This window comes from Nonomuraea sp. NPDC049684 (assembly GCF_044465345.1).
Classification (GTDB): Bacteria; Actinomycetota; Actinomycetes; order Streptosporangiales; family Streptosporangiaceae; genus Nonomuraea.
Genome location: NZ_JBITLO010000008.1, coordinates 354027 through 369317 on the forward strand (window position 1 = coordinate 354027; position 15291 = coordinate 369317).

The 15291-nt window shown below is 71.3% G+C and carries 16 protein-coding genes; 15 read left to right on the forward strand and 1 reads right to left on the reverse strand.

Going from position 1 to position 15291, the window contains the following annotated elements; genetic code table 11:
* Positions 1-26: 26 nt before the first annotated feature.
* Positions 27-917, reverse strand: a complete 891-nt coding sequence (locus ACIBST_RS26325; RefSeq protein WP_397175353.1) for a peptidylprolyl isomerase — start codon at positions 915-917, stop codon at positions 27-29.
* A gap of 169 nt (positions 918-1086) precedes the next feature.
* On the opposite strand from ACIBST_RS26325, the gene ACIBST_RS26330 reads away from it, so the two are divergent.
* From ACIBST_RS26330 to ACIBST_RS26400, 15 genes are all read left to right on the forward strand, one after another.
* The gene (locus tag ACIBST_RS26330) at positions 1087-1587 is read left to right on the forward strand and encodes a hypothetical protein (protein WP_397175355.1); all 501 of its coding nucleotides are present in this window, start codon (positions 1087-1089) and stop codon (positions 1585-1587) included.
* 9 nt (positions 1588-1596) lie between these two features.
* Positions 1597-2898 carry a replication-associated recombination protein A gene (locus ACIBST_RS26335; protein WP_364340872.1) on the forward strand — a complete coding sequence of 434 codons (1302 nt, stop codon included), beginning with the start codon at positions 1597-1599 and terminating at the stop codon, positions 2896-2898.
* Between the two features lie 31 nt (positions 2899-2929).
* Positions 2930-3676: a cyclase family protein gene (locus ACIBST_RS26340; protein WP_397175357.1), complete on the forward strand. Its 747-nt coding sequence runs from the start codon at positions 2930-2932 to the stop codon at positions 3674-3676.
* A 184-nt stretch (positions 3677-3860) separates the two neighbouring features.
* A complete protein-coding gene (locus tag ACIBST_RS26345; protein ID WP_352327837.1) occupies positions 3861-4235 on the forward strand; it encodes a DUF948 domain-containing protein in 375 nt (124 codons plus the stop codon).
* Positions 4232-4462, forward strand: coding sequence for a hypothetical protein (locus ACIBST_RS26350; protein WP_352327836.1), 231 nt, complete (start codon positions 4232-4234; stop codon positions 4460-4462). The genes ACIBST_RS26345 and ACIBST_RS26350 overlap by 4 nt, the downstream gene beginning before the upstream one ends.
* 22 nt (positions 4463-4484) lie before the next feature.
* Positions 4485-7157: an alanine--tRNA ligase gene (gene alaS / locus ACIBST_RS26355; RefSeq protein WP_397175359.1), complete on the forward strand. Its 2673-nt coding sequence runs from the start codon at positions 4485-4487 to the stop codon at positions 7155-7157.
* A gap of 1 nt (position 7158) precedes the next feature.
* Positions 7159-7641 carry a Holliday junction resolvase RuvX gene (ruvX, locus tag ACIBST_RS26360; RefSeq protein ID WP_352327834.1) on the forward strand — a complete coding sequence of 161 codons (483 nt, stop codon included), beginning with the start codon at positions 7159-7161 and terminating at the stop codon, positions 7639-7641.
* A gap of 97 nt (positions 7642-7738) precedes the next feature.
* Positions 7739-9142: an endolytic transglycosylase MltG gene (gene mltG, locus ACIBST_RS26365; protein WP_397175361.1), complete on the forward strand. Its 1404-nt coding sequence runs from the start codon at positions 7739-7741 to the stop codon at positions 9140-9142.
* Positions 9143-9353: 211 nt separating this feature from the next.
* Entirely contained in the window at positions 9354-10511 is a 1158-nt protein-coding gene (gene mltG, locus ACIBST_RS26370) for an endolytic transglycosylase MltG (RefSeq protein WP_397175362.1), read from the forward strand.
* A gap of 82 nt (positions 10512-10593) precedes the next feature.
* Positions 10594-11538 (forward strand): shikimate dehydrogenase family protein, encoded by a 945-nt coding sequence (locus tag ACIBST_RS26375; RefSeq protein ID WP_397175364.1) that lies wholly within the window; start codon positions 10594-10596, stop codon positions 11536-11538.
* Between the two features lie 300 nt (positions 11539-11838).
* A complete protein-coding gene (gene infC / locus ACIBST_RS26380) occupies positions 11839-12468 on the forward strand; it encodes a translation initiation factor IF-3 (protein WP_397175468.1) in 630 nt (209 codons plus the stop codon).
* A 124-nt stretch (positions 12469-12592) separates the two neighbouring features.
* Positions 12593-12787: a 50S ribosomal protein L35 gene (rpmI, locus tag ACIBST_RS26385; protein WP_397175366.1), complete on the forward strand. Its 195-nt coding sequence runs from the start codon at positions 12593-12595 to the stop codon at positions 12785-12787.
* 24 nt (positions 12788-12811) lie between these two features.
* Positions 12812-13198 (forward strand): 50S ribosomal protein L20, encoded by a 387-nt coding sequence (gene rplT, locus ACIBST_RS26390; protein ID WP_397175368.1) that lies wholly within the window; start codon positions 12812-12814, stop codon positions 13196-13198.
* A 76-nt stretch (positions 13199-13274) separates the two neighbouring features.
* Positions 13275-14078: a TrmH family RNA methyltransferase gene (locus ACIBST_RS26395; protein WP_397175370.1), complete on the forward strand. Its 804-nt coding sequence runs from the start codon at positions 13275-13277 to the stop codon at positions 14076-14078.
* Positions 14079-14128: 50 nt separating this feature from the next.
* Positions 14129-15220 (forward strand): ATP-binding protein, encoded by a 1092-nt coding sequence (locus ACIBST_RS26400; protein WP_352364892.1) that lies wholly within the window; start codon positions 14129-14131, stop codon positions 15218-15220.
* Positions 15221-15291 lie beyond the last annotated feature (71 nt).

The window sequence follows — 15291 nt, forward strand, 5'->3', positions numbered from 1 at the left end:
GAGCGCCCGCCGTCGCGTTCCGCGTGCTACCTCACGGTGACGCGCTTGATGATGATCGGGTTCTTCGGCGCGGTCGAGCCGCCGTCGCCCACGATGTCGTCGCCGTTGACGATGACGCCGTCCTTGGCGACCTTCTCGATGATCTCCAGGCCCGAGCGGACCATGCCGAGCACCGAGTACTGCGGCTCCAGCTGGCCGTTCTCGTCCGACAGCGAGATGGCGAACTGGCTGCTGTTCTGCCCCGCCGCGCCGTCGGGCTGGGTCAGGAACACCACGCCCCTGGTGTAGGACATGCCGCCGACGGCCTCGTCGCCGTACACGTAGCCGGCCGTGCCCTGGCCGTCGGTCGGGTTCCTGCCGTCGGCCTTGGCCTGCGGGTCGCCGCACTGCAGCAGGAACAATCCGGCCGTCTCCGGCGTCACCAGGCGGTGGCACTTGGTGTTGTCATAGAAGTGCTTCTTGGCCAGGAACGCCATCGAGTTGACCGAGCACGGGGTCGCGTTCGCGTCGACGTCGATCACGATGTCACCGTGGTTGGTGCTCACGGTCATCGTCTTGAGCTTGAGGTTGGGCCGCTTGCCCGGCAGGCCGACGAACTTGTTGGGCGCGGAGTCGTCCCGCTTGTAGGTGCACGACACCTTGCCCGCCTGCTTGGGCGGCGCGGTGCTCGGCAGCGCCGTCGGCGCGGGGGAGCTGGTGCTGGCGGAGGGCGAGGGCGTGCTCGCCGCCTCGGCCGTCTTCTTGTCGTCGCCCATCAGGGTGGTCGCGGCGAAGATGCCGCCCGCCACCACGACGACGGCCACGCCCGCGCCGATGAAGGTGTTCCGCCTGGCTTTGGCGGTCTGCTCGGCCGCGCGCCTCGCCTGCCGCTCCTTGTGCTCCCGGGCCAGCTCGCTCTGGCGGTCGTCGCCGCTCACCGGTTGTCTCCTTCATCTTTGCCGACACATGACCAAACAACTCCGCGAATGCTACCGGCCTCCGATATGTGCCGGGCGTAAGTGGCGTAAGCCGCAGAGTGGGGCAAGTGAGGAGAGAACCATTTCGCAGGCAGATACGTAGTCCCGGTGAGCCCTCCAAGGAGTGATCGTGTTCGACCAGATACTCGGCCTGCCGGCCCATCCGCTGATCGTGCACCTGGCCGTGGTCCTGACGCCGCTGCTCGTCCTCGTGGGCGGGGCGTACGCGCTGGCGCCGCGCGTGCGGGCCGTGACGGCGTGGGCGGTGGTGCTGCTGGCCGTGGCCGCCCCCGTGGCGGTCCTGGCGGCCAAGGAGAGCGGGGAGAGCCTCAAGCGGGCCCGCTTCACCGGCGTGGACGGCCCGCTCGGCGCGCGCGTCGCCGTCCACGAGGGCTTCGCGACGCCGCTGCTGCTGGCGGCGGCCGGGCTCGCCGCCGCCTGCCTGGCCCTGGTGTACGCCACCACCCCCGCGCGCGGCTCGCTCACCTCGGACCGGTTCGGCAGGCCCGTCACGCTGGCGCTGTCGGCGCTGACGGTCGTCCTGGCCGTCGTGGCGGGCTACTTCTGCTTCCGGGCGGGCGACTCCGGGGCCAGGGCCGTGTGGGCCGCGGCGGGTCTGACCGGCGTGTAATCTCGCGTTGTGGATAGCCTGTTCGATTCGGCGGCTGAGGAGGCCACCCCGCAACCCCTCGCGGTGCGGATGCGCCCGCGCACCCTCGACGAGGTGATCGGCCAGCGGCATCTGCTGGGCTCCGGCACCCCGCTGCGGCGGCTGGTCGAGAGCGAGGCCCCCATGTCGCTGTTCCTGTGGGGCCCGCCCGGCACCGGCAAGACGACCCTGGCCTACGTCGTCTCCAACGTCACCAAGCGCCGCTTCGTCGAGATCTCCGCCGTCTCGGCCGGCGTCAAGGACGTCCGCGCCGCCATCGACAACGCCCGCCGCGAGCTGGGCATGAGCGGCCGGCAGACCGTGCTGTTCGTCGACGAGGTCCACCGCTTCAACAAGGCCCAGCAGGACGCGCTGCTGCCGGCGGTGGAGAACCGCTGGGTCACCTTCATCGGCGCCACCACCGAGAACCCGTACTTCTCCGTCATCTCGCCGCTGCTGTCGCGCTCGCTGCTGCTCACGCTGGAGTCGCTGTCCGACGACGACGTGCGCGCGGTCCTGGAGCGCGCGGTGGCCGAGCCGCGCGGCCTGGGCGGGCGGGCCCGGCTCGCGCCCGAGGCCCTCGACCACCTGGTGCGCCTGGCCGGCGGCGACGCGCGCAGGTCGCTGACCTACCTGGAGGCCGCCGCCCTGCTGGCCGACGACATCACCGTCGAGGTGGTGGAGAAGGCCGCCGACAAGGCGGCCGTGCGCTACGACCGCCAGGGCGACCAGCACTACGACGTGATCAGCGCGTTCATCAAGTCGATGCGCGGCTCCGACGCCGACGCGGCCCTCCACTACCTCGCCCGCATGATCGAGGCCGGCGAGGACCCGCGCTTCATCGCCCGCCGCATCGTCATCTTCGCCTCCGAGGACGTCGGCATGGCCGACCCCACCTGCCTGCAGACGGCGGTGGCCGTGGCCCAGGCGGTGCAGCTCATCGGGCTGCCCGAGGGGCAGATCAACCTGGCCCACGCCGTCATCCACTGCGCGATGGCGCCCAAGTCCAACGCGGTCGTCAAGGCCATCGGCGCGGCGGTCGGCGACGTCCGCAAGGGCCTGATCGGCCAGGTCCCCGGCCACCTGCGCGACGCCCACTACCCGGGCGCGGCCAAGCTCGGCCACGGCGGCGGCTACAAGTACCCCCACGACTTCGACCACGGCCTGGTGCGCCAGGACTACGCGCCCGAGCAGGTGCGCGACCGCCGCTACTACGAGCCCACCAGGCATGGCGCCGAAGCCCCGGTGGCCGACCGCTGGGCCCGCATCCGCGACTTCCTGCGCGGCTCCTGAGCCCGGCCCGCGCGCTAGATTGATCGCCACCATGACCGACCACCGCGCGAGCTTCGACGCCCGCATCACCTTCGGCAACGGCGGCGACCTGGCCGTCCACGGCTTCCGCGTCGACCTGCCCGGTCCCGACGCCTCCGACGACGAGATCGCCGCCCTGTTCGTGGCCTCGCTCGGCCTGCTGATGACCGACGGCGTCGAGCTCGACAACGTCGAGATCTTCGCCGAGCCGCACAAGGGCACCAGGGGCGGGCCCTCCGACCGCGCCGCGCAGGCCGCGCCGTCGGCCGGGGGAGCGCTGGTCGAGCTGACCCGCCCGCCCGGCGGCGGCACCTGCCTGGTCGCGCCCGGCGGCGGCCTGACCGGCCTGCCCCTGGCCCGCACCGCCGAACTGCCCGCCGTGGTGGTGCGCGTGGCGGGCGCCGGGGTGCGGGAGGTGGGCGTGGGCGCGGTGGCCGCCTTCGACGTGCGCGGCAGGGCGGTGCTGCTGCACACCGGCGCGCCCGGCGGCGGGCGGCTCACCCCGGAGGCCGCCGCGTGGCTGGCCGGGCGCGGCGCGTCCCTGGTCGGCACCGACGCCGACGGCCTCGACGGCCCCGAGGGCGTCGCGGGTTCGGCTGCTCTCGACGTGCTGCTGGCGGCGGGCGTGCCGGTCGTGGAGCGGCTGGCCGGGCTCGACCGGCTGCCGCCCACCGGCGCGGTGTTCACGGCCGCGCCGCCGCGCTCGGAGGGCGCCGGGCGGGTTCCCGTACGCGCCTTCGCCCGCGTCCCCGAGGCGTGACAGGAAGCCTCACAGGAGGCGGGCCAGGCGGTGGAACGCCTGGTCGGAGCGGCATGTGCTCGGTCACGGAAGTGTCCGCAGGTGGCCTCGCCGCCGGATCCGGCCCGTTTTCCTCACTAACGTTGTCGCCGGGACGCGATAGGGTTCATGCCGTTCCGGCCCAGCGTACGAGGGAGATGAGCGGATGCTTACCGCTGGAGAGGTCGCCGGGCTGATCGCGGCCACGGGCTGGATTGTCCTGGTCTGCGTTCTCGCCATGGTGCTCGTCAAGCTCGCCAGGCTGCTCACCGAGACCACCAAGGCGGTCTCCGACCTGAACAACCGCCTGGTGCCGCTGCTCGACGACGTGAGCGTCACGGTCAACGAGACCAACAGGCAGCTCGTCGCCGTCGAGGCCATCGCCCAGGACGTCAAGCAGGTCAGCGCGCACGCCGCCAAGCTCAGCGCGGTGACGCAGACCATCTTCACGGGCCCGTTGATCAAGGTGTCGTCGCTCGGCTACGGCGTGCGGCGCGCCATCGAGGCCCGCCGGCCCGCCCGGGTGAGGCGGTCCCGGTGATCAGACGGCTGTTCTACCTCTCGCTCGGCGCGTTCCTCGCCTTCTGGGTGATGCGCAGGCTGCAGGCGCTGCACCCGACCCACGTCGTACGGCGCACCGCCGACGGCGCGGCGGGGATGCTCGCGCGGGTGAGAGACTTTACCTCTGACGCGCTCGGCGAGGCCGCCGAGCGCGAAACCCAGTTGCGGGCGCGCTTCGGGCTCGACAACGCTGAAATCGACAACTGACTACCAGCAAAGGATGGCCACAATGGAGTCGGCAGAGATAGCCCGCCGCTTCCTGCGCTTCTTCGAGGAGCGTGGGCACAAGGTCGTGCCCTCGGCCAGCCTGATCGCTGAGGACCCCACGCTACTCCTGGTTCCTGCCGGTATGGTGCCGTTCAAGCCGTACTTCCTGGGGCAGCGCAAGCCTCCGGCGTCACGGCTGGCAACCGCGCAGAAGTGCGTGCGCACGCCCGACATCGAAGAGGTCGGCAAGACCACCCGGCACGCCACCTTCTTCCAGATGCTCGGCAACTTCTCCTTCGGCGACTACTTCAAGTCCGAAGTGATCCCGTTCGCGTGGGAGCTGCTCACCAGGTCCGAGTCCGACGGCGGTTTCGGCTTCCCCGAGGAGCGGCTGTGGGCCACCGTCTACCTTGAGGACGACGAGGCCTACGACATCTGGCGCAACAAGGTCGGCGTCCCCGAGAACCGCATCCAGCGCCGCGGCCTGGAGGACAACTACTGGCACATGGGCGTGCCCGGCCCCGGCGGCCCCTGCTCGGAGATCTACTACGACCGCGGCCCCGAGTACGGCAAGGAGGGCGGCCCCGTCGCCGACGAGGACCGCTACCTCGAGGTCTGGAACCTCGTCTTCATGCAGTACCAGCTCAGCCAGGTCCGCACCAAGGTCGACTTCGACATCTCCGGCGAGCTGCCGGCCAAGAACATCGACACCGGCATGGGCCTTGAGCGCATGGCGACGATCCTGCAGGGCGTCGACAACCTCTACGAGATCGACACCACCTACAAGATCCTCGACAAGGCGGCCGAGCTCACCAAGACCCGCTACGGCCGCGACCACCGCGCCGACGTGAGCCTGCGCGTGATCGCCGACCACGTGCGCACCGGCACCATGCTGGTCGCCGACGGCGTCATGCCCGGCAACGAGGGCCGCGGCTACGTGCTGCGCCGCATCCTGCGCCGCTCGGTGCGCAACCTGCGCCTGCTCGGCTCCGGCGACGAGCGCTACATGCACGAGCTGACCGACGTCGCGATCAACGTGATGGGCGAGCAGTACCCCGAGCTCAAGGCCGACGCGCCGCAGATCCACGCGGTCATCGACGCCGAGGAGACGTCCTTCCTCGGCACGCTCCGCACCGGCACCGCGATCTTCGACGTGGCCGTCGAGGAGACCAAGCGCAAGTCCGGCTCGACGCTCTCGGGCGACCAGGCCTTCCAGCTCCACGACACCTACGGCTTCCCCATCGACCTCACCCTGGAGATGGCGGCCGAGCAGGGCCTGAAGGTCGACGAAGAGGGCTTCCGCCGCCTGATGAAGGAGCAGCGGCAGCGGGCCAAGGCTGACGCGGCGGCCAAGAAGACCGGCAACGCCGACATCTCCGTCTTCGGCCACCTGCTGGAGAAGGCCGGCAAGATCGACTTCCTGGGCTACGACGAGACCGAGGCCGAGACCACCGTCGTCGGCATCCTGGTCGACGGCGTCAGCGTGCCGGCGGCCGGCGCGGGCACGACCGTCGAGATCGTGCTCGGCCGCACCCCGTTCTACGCCGAGGGCGGCGGCCAGCTCGCCGACCAGGGCGTCATCCGCACGGCGGGCGCCGAGGTCGAGATCCTCGACGTGCAGTCGCCGCTCAAGGGCCTGATCGTCCACCGCGGCAAGATCCGCAGCGGTGAGCTGAAGGCGGGCGACGAGGCGCAGGCCGAGATCGACGTCGAGCGCCGCCGGGCCATCTCGCGCAGCCACAGCGCCACCCACCTGGTCCACCGCGGCTTCAAGAACGCCCTGGGCGAGACGGCCGCGCAGGCGGGCTCGGAGAACTCCCCTGGCCGCTTCCGCTTCGACTTCACCGCGGCGGGCGCCGTCCCGGCCAGCGTGCTGCGCGACGTCGAGGACGAGGTCAACGCCGTCCTGATCAACGACCTCAAGGTCAACGCGTTCTACACCTCCCAGGCAGAGGCCAGGGCGATGGGCGCGCTGGCGATGTTCGGCGAGAAGTACGGCGACGAGGTCCGCGTGGTCGAGATCGGCGACTACTCGCGCGAGCTGTGCGGCGGCACCCACGTTCACAGCTCCGGGCAGCTCGGCCTGGTCAAGGTGCTGGGCGAGCAGTCGGTCGGCGCGGGCGTGCGCCGGGTCGAGGCGCTGGTCGGCATCGACGCCTTCCGCTTCCTGGCCCGCGAGAGCGTGCTGGTGGCCCAGCTGTCCGAGCAGCTCAAGGCGCGCCGCGAGGAGCTGCCCGAGCGCATCGAGGGCATCGTCACCCGCCTGCGCACCGCCGAGAAGGAGCTGGAGAAGGTCCGCTCGGCGCAGGTGCTCCAGGTGGCCGGCGAGCTGGCGTCCCAGGCCCGTGACCTGCACGGAGTCTCCGTGGTGACACACCGCGCGCCTGATGGCACCGGCGCCGACGACCTGCGTAAGCTCGCGCTTGATGTGCGTGGCAGATTCCCGGCCGACCGGCCGGCGGTCGTGGTGATCGCCGGCGCCCCCTCCGACCGGCCCGTGGTGGTCGCCGCGGTCAACGAGGCGGGGCGCGAGCGGGGGCTCAAGGCCGGAAGGCTGGTCGGCGTCGCCGCCAAGGCTCTTGGGGGTGGCGGTGGCGGCAAGGACGATGTCGCGCAGGGCGGCGGTACGCGGCCCGAGGCGATCGGCGACGCGCTCGGCCTGGTCGAACAGGCCATCGGCGAGCAGATCGGATGACATGAGGTTCGGTTCGCGGATCGGCGTCGACGTCGGTTCCGTACGCATCGGCGTGGCGCGCAGCGATCCCAGCGGGACGCTGGCCACGCCGGTCGAAACCGTGCGCCGGGGCAAGGGCGACCTCGACCGCCTCGCCGAGATCGTCGCCGAGCACGAGGCGATCGAGGTGATCGTGGGGTTGCCCACGTCGCTGTCCGGGCGTGAGGGGCAGGCGGCCGGGCTGGCCCGCGCGTTCGCCGCCGAGCTGGCCGGCCGGCTGGCGCCCACGCCCGTGCGGCTGTTCGACGAGCGGCTCACCACGGTCGCGGCCCAGCACGGGCTGCGGGCCAGCGGCGTACGCGCCAAGAAGCAGCGCGGGGTCGTCGACCAGGCGGCCGCCGTCGTGCTGCTCCAGGACGCCCTCGACTCCGAACGCGCCACCGACAGACCACCAGGCAGGCCCGTCGAACCGCCCCCCGCGGCGGCCGACGGACCTGCCTCATGACCGGGCGGCGCCACGAGGCCCGTCATGAGGCCCGTCACGGGGGCACGGTTCGTGCCCCGATGCCGCCCGCCGGGCGTCCGACCGGCGAGGTGGCCGGGTGAACACCACCCCCGACGACGACGCCGGCGAGGTGATCCCGTTCGCGCGGGCGGACGCCGAGCAGGAGACGCAGCCGCCCCCGGCGGCCGAGGAGCACCCTGGAGACGGCCCGTGGTCGGCGGGCGAGCACCCTGTCGGGAGCGGCCCGCGGTCGGCGGGCGAGAACTCTGCCGGGAGCGGCTCGCGGCCGGTGAGCGGCGACTCCGCCGGGAGCATGCCTCACCCGGAGGGCGAGGAGTCTGCCGGGAGCACCCCGGCAGGTGAGGAGTCTGCCGGCGGCGGCCGGCACCCGGTGGGTGAGGAGTCTGCAGGCGGTGGCCAACGGCCGGTGGGTGAGGGGTCTTCCGGGAGCAGTCGGTCGTCGCGCCGTGGCAGGGCGCTGGGCAAGGCCGGGCTGGTCTCCGCCGCGCTGATCGCCGCCCTGGTGGCGGCGGGCGCGGGCGTGCTGACGGTGGTCAGGCCGTACCTGAGCCCCGAGGACTTCGAGGGCACGGGCAGCGGGACGGTCACCGTGCGCATCCCGCCCGGGGCGAACGCCGAGGACATCGGCACCGCGCTGGCCGACGCCGGCGTGGTGGCCAGCTCGCGTTCGTTCGTGAACGCGGCCCAGGAGCGGGCCGTGGCCAACCGGCTGCGTCCCGGCCACTACCGGCTGCGCAAGGGCATGGCCGCGGGCGCGGCGCTCGACCTGCTGCTCGCGCCCGCCTCCCGGCTGGTCAGGCGGGTGGCGGTGCCGGAGGGGCTGCGCGCGGGCGAGGTGCTGCGGCGTGTCGCCCAGCTGGCCGCGCTGCCGCTGAAGGAGCTGCAGAGCGTGGACAAGAGCCTGCTCGGGCTGCCTTCGTACGCGCCCGGGATCGAGGGTTTCCTGTTCCCCGCCACCTACGACGTCGAGCCCGGCGACAAGGCGGTGGACGTGCTGGCCGCCATGGTGGAGCGGTGGGGCGTGGCCGCCCGGCAGATCCACCTGGCGGAAGGGGCCCGGCGGCTCGGCCTGACCCCGCTGGAGGCGCTCACGGTCGCCAGCCTCGTGCAGGCGGAGGGCGGCACCGACGCCGATTACCCCAAGATCGCCAGAGTGATCTACAACAGACTCAAGAGCAACACGCCGCTGGAGCTCGACACCACGGTCCTGTACGCGCAGAACCGCCGGTCACTGAAGGTCACGGAGAGCGACACCAAGGTGAACTCGCCCTACAACACCTACCACCGCCGCGGGCTGCCGCCTGGGCCCATCGCCAATCCGGGAGAGAAGGCGCTGCTGGCGGCCCTGAACCCGGCTGCGGGTGATTGGCACTGGTTTGTGACGACGGATCCGGCGCATAGAATCACCAAATTCACCAACAAAGAGAGCGAGTTCGTGAGATACCGGGAAGAGTTGAACAAGAACCTCGGGACGGACTGATGTTCGGCGGGACCCCCCCTGTGCCCGCGCAAAAGCCCCATACCGGGTCATGCGCCCTCTTCCCATCCCCTAGCATGGCTACCCAGAGTGATCTCCGCTGGTCGTGGGAGCATGCCCGGCGGATCCCCCCGTTTCGCCCGGTGAGCCTCGCCGGTTCGGCACAACCGCTTGACGCCGAACGGGCCGTACCGGGAGATTGGCCAGCGCATCTATGAGCGATCTCGATCTGAACTCCCTGCTCGGCACCGAGGACGACGAGGGCCGGTCCCGGCGCCGTACCCGCGGCTCCGGCAAGCGCGGCGGCAGCCGCCGGCGGCGCAGACGTCGTAACCGGGGCGGATTCATCGCGCCGTTGCTCGCCTTCGTCGTGCTGGCGGGCATCATCGGCGGCGGCGGCTACTACGGCTACCTGTGGGTCAGCGACGCCCTCGTGCCCGACGACTACACCGGCCAGGGCACCGGCGAGGTGATCGTCGAGATCAAGGACGGCCAGAGCGCGTCGGAGGTGGCCGAGGAGCTGGTGCGGCTCGGCGTCGTGGCCAGCGCCAGGGCGTTCAGCACCGCCATCGGCAACGCCGGCAAGAGCGGGTCGCTCCAGCCCGGCCAGTACAAGATGCGCAAGAAGATGTCGGCGGCCGGCGCGGTGGCGATGCTGAGCCCCGAGAACAAGCTGCTGGCCAAGGTGGGGGTCAAGGAGGGCCTGCGGCTGTCCGACACGCTGACCACGCTGGCCAAGGCGACGGGCAAGCCGGCCAAGGGCTTCGCGGCCGCGGCCAAGGAGACCGCCGACCTCGACCTGCCGTCGTACGCCAAGGGCAAGCTGGAGGGCTACGCCTTCCCGGCCACCTACGAATTCCCGCCCAACGCCACCCCGGGCCAGATCCTGGGCGCGATGGTCAAGCGGTTCAACCAGACGGCCGACGAGGTCGACCTCGAAGGCGGCGCCAAGGCCCTGGGCCGCAAGCCCCAGGACATCGTGGTCATCGCCAGCATCATCCAGGCCGAGGCCGGCCGGTTCGAGGACATGCCCAAGATCGCCCGCGTCATCTACAACCGGCTCGACCGCGACCCGGAGATGAAGCTGGAGATGGACAGCACGGTCATGTACGCGCTCAACAAGTACCGCACCGCCGCCACCATCGCCGAGACGAAGACCAAGAGCCGGTACAACACGTACATGTACCTCGGCCTGCCGCCGGGCCCGATCTCGAACCCGGGCCAGCACGCCATCGAGGCGGCGCTCAACCCGGCCAAGGGCGACTGGCTCTACTTCGTCGCCACCGACCCCAACAGCCGCGTCACCAAGTTCGCAACCACCGAGGCCGAACGCCAGGCGCTGCTGGCCGAGTACAAGCGGAACGGCGGCTGACCTCCGCCGCGGGAGCCGCCCGGCGATCGGCGGCCCCCGCGGCGTGGTAGGAGTAGGGACCGTGTTTCCGGAAGGAGTGTCGATGCGGGCTGCGGTCATGGGCTCGCCGATCGGGCATTCGCTCTCGCCCCACCTGCACAGGGCCGCCTACGCGGCGATGGGGCTCGACGGGTGGAGCTACGAGGCGATCGAGTGCGACGAGGCGCGGCTGCCCGCCCTGCTCGCCGGGCTGACCCCCGTGCGCGGCCAGCAGGGGGCCGAGCAAGGCGCTGAACAGGGGGCTGAGCAGCACGGCGGTGAGCATGGTGGCACTGAGCGGGGCGGCGGTGGCGCTGAGCAGGGCGGCGGTGAGCGCGTCTGGGCTGGGCTGTCGCTGACGATGCCGCTCAAGCGGGCCGTGCTGCCGCTCCTCGACACCGTCTCCGACCTGGCCGTCGAGGTGGGCGGGGCCAACACCGTGGTCTTCGCCGACGGCCTGCGCCACGGGCACAACACCGACGTTCACGGCATCGAGCAGGCGCTGGCCGAGGCGGGGGTGCCCGCGCCGCGGTCGGCGACCGTGCTGGGCGGCGGGGCCACGGCCGCCTCGGCGCTGGCGGCCCTGCGCAACCTGGGGCTGTTCGCGGCCACGCTGCTGGTCCGCGACCCGGCCAGGGCAGGGGAGACCGCCGAGGTGGCCGAGCGGCTGGGCGTGACGCTGGCGGTGGAGACGTTCGGCAAGCTCGACGCGTACACCGGGGTGGACCTGGTGGTCTCCACGCTGCCCGCGGGGGCCGCCGACGCCTTCGCCGGACGGCTGGCCCGCGTGCCGGCGCTGTTCGACGTCGTCTACGCCCCCTGGCCCACCAAGGCGGCCACGGCGGTCCGCGACGCGGGCGGCACGGTGGTCGGCGGCTTCGCGATGCTCCTGCACCAGGCGGCGCGCCAGGTGGAGCTGATGACCGGCCGCCCGGACGTGCCGGTCGAGGCCATGCGCGCGGCGGGCGAGGCCGAGATCGCCCGGCGGGCCGCGGCCCGTCCACACTGATCTTCCCGGCGATTACCCGCGCCGGCGGGAAGATTCGAGGCGCGGGCGTGGTTGTGGTAATGTAGCTCTCTGATCGGTCCGGCATGCCTTGCTGGACGCGCAAGCGGAGGTCTCCCTCCCACCCGAGTCGCCGAAAGGTGGCCGGGTCCAGGATCACGCCGGACTCTCCGGGGAGCTCGAGGCCACGAAGCCACAGAGCTCAGTGGCCCCGCATGCGCGACGTGCGGGGCTTTTCGCGTCTTCGGCGCGGAAGGCCCCCGCCACGACGAGCACGTAGGGATCGCAAACCTAGGAGGCCCCATCAGCACTGAGCCCCGCATCAACGAGCGTATCCGAGTTCCCGAGGTTCGCCTCGTGGGCCCGAACGGCGAGCAGGTCGGCATCGTCAGCATTCACGACGCGCTGAAGCTCGCCCAGGAGGCCGACCTCGACCTCGTCGAGGTCGCGGCCACGGCTCGACCGCCCGTGTGCAAGCTCATGGACTACGGCAAGTTCAAGTACGAGTCCGCGATGAAGGCGCGCGAGGCGCGCAAGAATCAGGCGCACACGATCATCAAGGAGATCAAGCTCCGGCCGAAGATCGACCCGCACGACTACGAGACCAAGAAGGGTCACGTGGTGCGGTTCCTCAAGGCGGGGGACAAGGTCAAAGTCACGATCATGTTCCGCGGGCGTGAGCAGTCCCGGCCGGAGCTCGGCTTCCGGCTGCTGCAGCGGCTGGCGGAGGACGTCCAGGAGCTCGGGTTCGTGGAGTCCCAGCCCAAGCAGGACGGCCGTAACATGATCATGGTGATCGGTCCGCACAAGAAGAAGGCCGAGGCCAAGGCCGAAAAGGCTGCCGCCAAGGCGCAGCGTGGCGGTGAGGAGCCTTCCGCCTCGGAAGCGGAGTCTTCCGTACCGGAAGCGGAACCTTCCGTACAGGAAGCGTGACCCGCGGCTGGGGTTAGCCTTACACCACGCGCCCCAGCAGCCACCGGCAGACGAACAAGCCGCGACCGGGCCGGCCAGCACCGGCCCGGCCACCGGCACGACCGAATTGAGGAGAGACGGCGACATGCCGAAGATGAAGACGCACAGCGGTGCGAAGAAGCGGTTCCGGCTCACCGGCACCGGCAAGCTCAAGCGCCGCCGCGCCAGCCGCGCGCACTACAACGAGTGGAAGTCGTCCACGCTGACGCGCCGTCTCAAGAATGAAGTCGTCGTTTCGCCGGCAGACTCGAAGAAGATCAAGAAGCTGCTCGCCAAGTAGCGCGGAACCCCCGGGGAGAAGAACATGGCACGCGTGAAGCGGGCGCTCAACGCCAAGAAGAAGCGCAAGGTCGTCCTTGACAGGGCGAGCGGTTACCGTGGCCAGCGGTCGCGGCTGTACCGCAAGGCCAAGGAGCAGATGCTCCACTCGATGACGTACGCCTACCGGGACCGCAAGGACCGTAAGGGTGCGTTCCGCCGTCTGTGGATCCAGCGGATCAACGCCGCTGCCCGCGCCAACGGCATCACGTACAACCGCCTGATCCAGGGCCTGCGTCTGGCCAACATCGAGGTCGACCGCAAGATCCTCGCTGACCTCGCGGTCAACGACGGCCCGACCTTCGCCACGCTCGTCGAGGCCGCCAAGAAGGCGCTCCCGTCGAACGTGAACGCTCCGGCCGCCGCGAGCTGAGGTCGCCTTCAGACACAGAGGGCCCACCGTCACGGTGGGCCCTTTTGCTGTATCCACGCACGATCAGGGGGAGAGCATGGCCGGGTCCGAGCTGACCAACGTGAAGTCGCCGAGGGTGAAGGCCGCACGCAGGCTCACCAAGCGCGCCTTCAGGGAGCAGGACCGCAGGTTCCTGGCCGAAGGGCCGCAGGCGGTGCGCGAGGCGCTCAAGCTCGACGGGGTGACGCTGGAGCTGTTCGCCACGGCCGAGGCCGAGCTGCGGCACGCCGAGCTCATCACCCAGGCCACGCTGCAGGGGGTGCCCGTCCACCGGGCCAGCGGCGAGGTCATGTCGGAGCTGTCCCAGACGGTGACCCCGCAGGGGCTGCTGGCGGTGTGCCGGCTCGTGCACGTGCCGCTGGAGGAGGCGCTGGCCGGGGAGCCGAAGCTGGTCGCGATGCTGGCGCACGTACGCGACCCGGGCAACGCCGGCACCGTCATGCGGGCCGCCGACGCCGCCGGGGCGGACGCGGTGATCTTCACCGACGCCTCCGTCGACCCCTACAACGGAAAGTGCGTACGCGCCAGCGCGGGCAGCCTGTTTCATCTTCCGGTCGTCATCGGTGCACCGGTCGCCGCCGCCGTGCGTCAACTGAGGGAGCGGGGCATGCGCGTGCTGGCGGCCGACGGCGCGGGCAAGCACACGCTCGACGACGTGGATCTTTCCGGACCGACCGTGTGGATCTTCGGGAACGAGGCCTGGGGACTGCCGGAGGAGATACGCGCCGAGGCGGACGATGTGGTCAGAGTGCCCATCTACGGACAGGCTGAAAGTCTCAACCTGGCCACCGCCGCGGCCGTGTGCCTTTACTCCTCCGCCAGGGCTCAGCGAGTGCCCTAGGCGGCCGGAAACCCGCTATTGTCGGCGTTGTAGGCGGAGGAGGCGAGGTCGTGCACGGCGCAGAAACCGACGGGCGAGTCGTGGCCGCCGCGTGCACGATCTCCATCGACGACCTCCCCGACGGTCTTATCGTGACCGACCGATATGGGTGCGTGCTGGCCGTCAACCGGGCCGCCGCCCGGCTCACCCGCGTCGCCATGGAGCGCGCCGTGGGCCGGGAGATGAACGAGGTCTTCCCCTTCCGCGACCACGACGGGCGCGAGTGGTGGAAGGCGCTCGACCCCGAGGGCGGGCTGCGTACCAGGACCAGGGTCCCCGAGCGGCCGCTGCACCTGCCGGGCGGCCAGGAGCTCTACGTCGCGGCCCGGCTGGTGCGCGAGCCCGAGCGCGGCGGCGAGGTCGAGCGGGTCACCATCACCCTGCGCGACGGCGGCGCCCGCGCCCGGCTGGAGCGCAGCCGCGCCGACCTGGTCTCCACCGTGGCCCACGAGCTGCGCTCGCCGCTGACCAGCGTCAAGGGCTTCACCGCCACCCTGCTGGCCAAATGGACGCGCTTCACCGACGAGCAGAAGCGCGTCATGCTGGAGACCGTCAACAACGACGCCGACCGCGTCACCCGGCTCATCACCGAGTTGCTCGACGTCTCGCGCATCGAGTCCGGGCGGCTGGAGGTGCGCCGCCAGGTCGTCGACGTGCCGGCCAGGGCGCGCCGGCTGGTCGCCGGCCGGGTCGCGGCGGGCGACTCCGAAGACCGCTACCGCCTGATCGTCGGCGACCGCCTGCCGGAGATGTGGCTCGACCAGGACAAGATCGACCAGATTCTGGGTAATCTGGTGGAGAACGCGGTGCGCCACGGGCGTGGCACCGTGACGATCGAGATCGAGTCCGTCGGATGGGGAGTGGCCGTGTCGGTGCGCGACGAGGGCGAGGGCATCGAGCCCGAGCTGGCTCCGCGCGTCTTCCGGCAGTTCTGGCGCGGCGGCAACAGCCGCAGGCGCGGCGGCACCGGGCTCGGCCTGTTCATCGTGAAGGGCCTGGTCGAGGCGCACGGTGGCACGATCACCGTGCAGCGCGCGCCCGAGGGCGGCGCGGAGTTCCGATTTACCGTGCCCACCGGCACACCCGACTTCGCCACGGTCTGAAGCCCCGAGCGGCTCGAGACCCGTCGGAGTCGGTCCGGTGGGCGGGCCCCACTAGACTTTTTTCCGCTCAA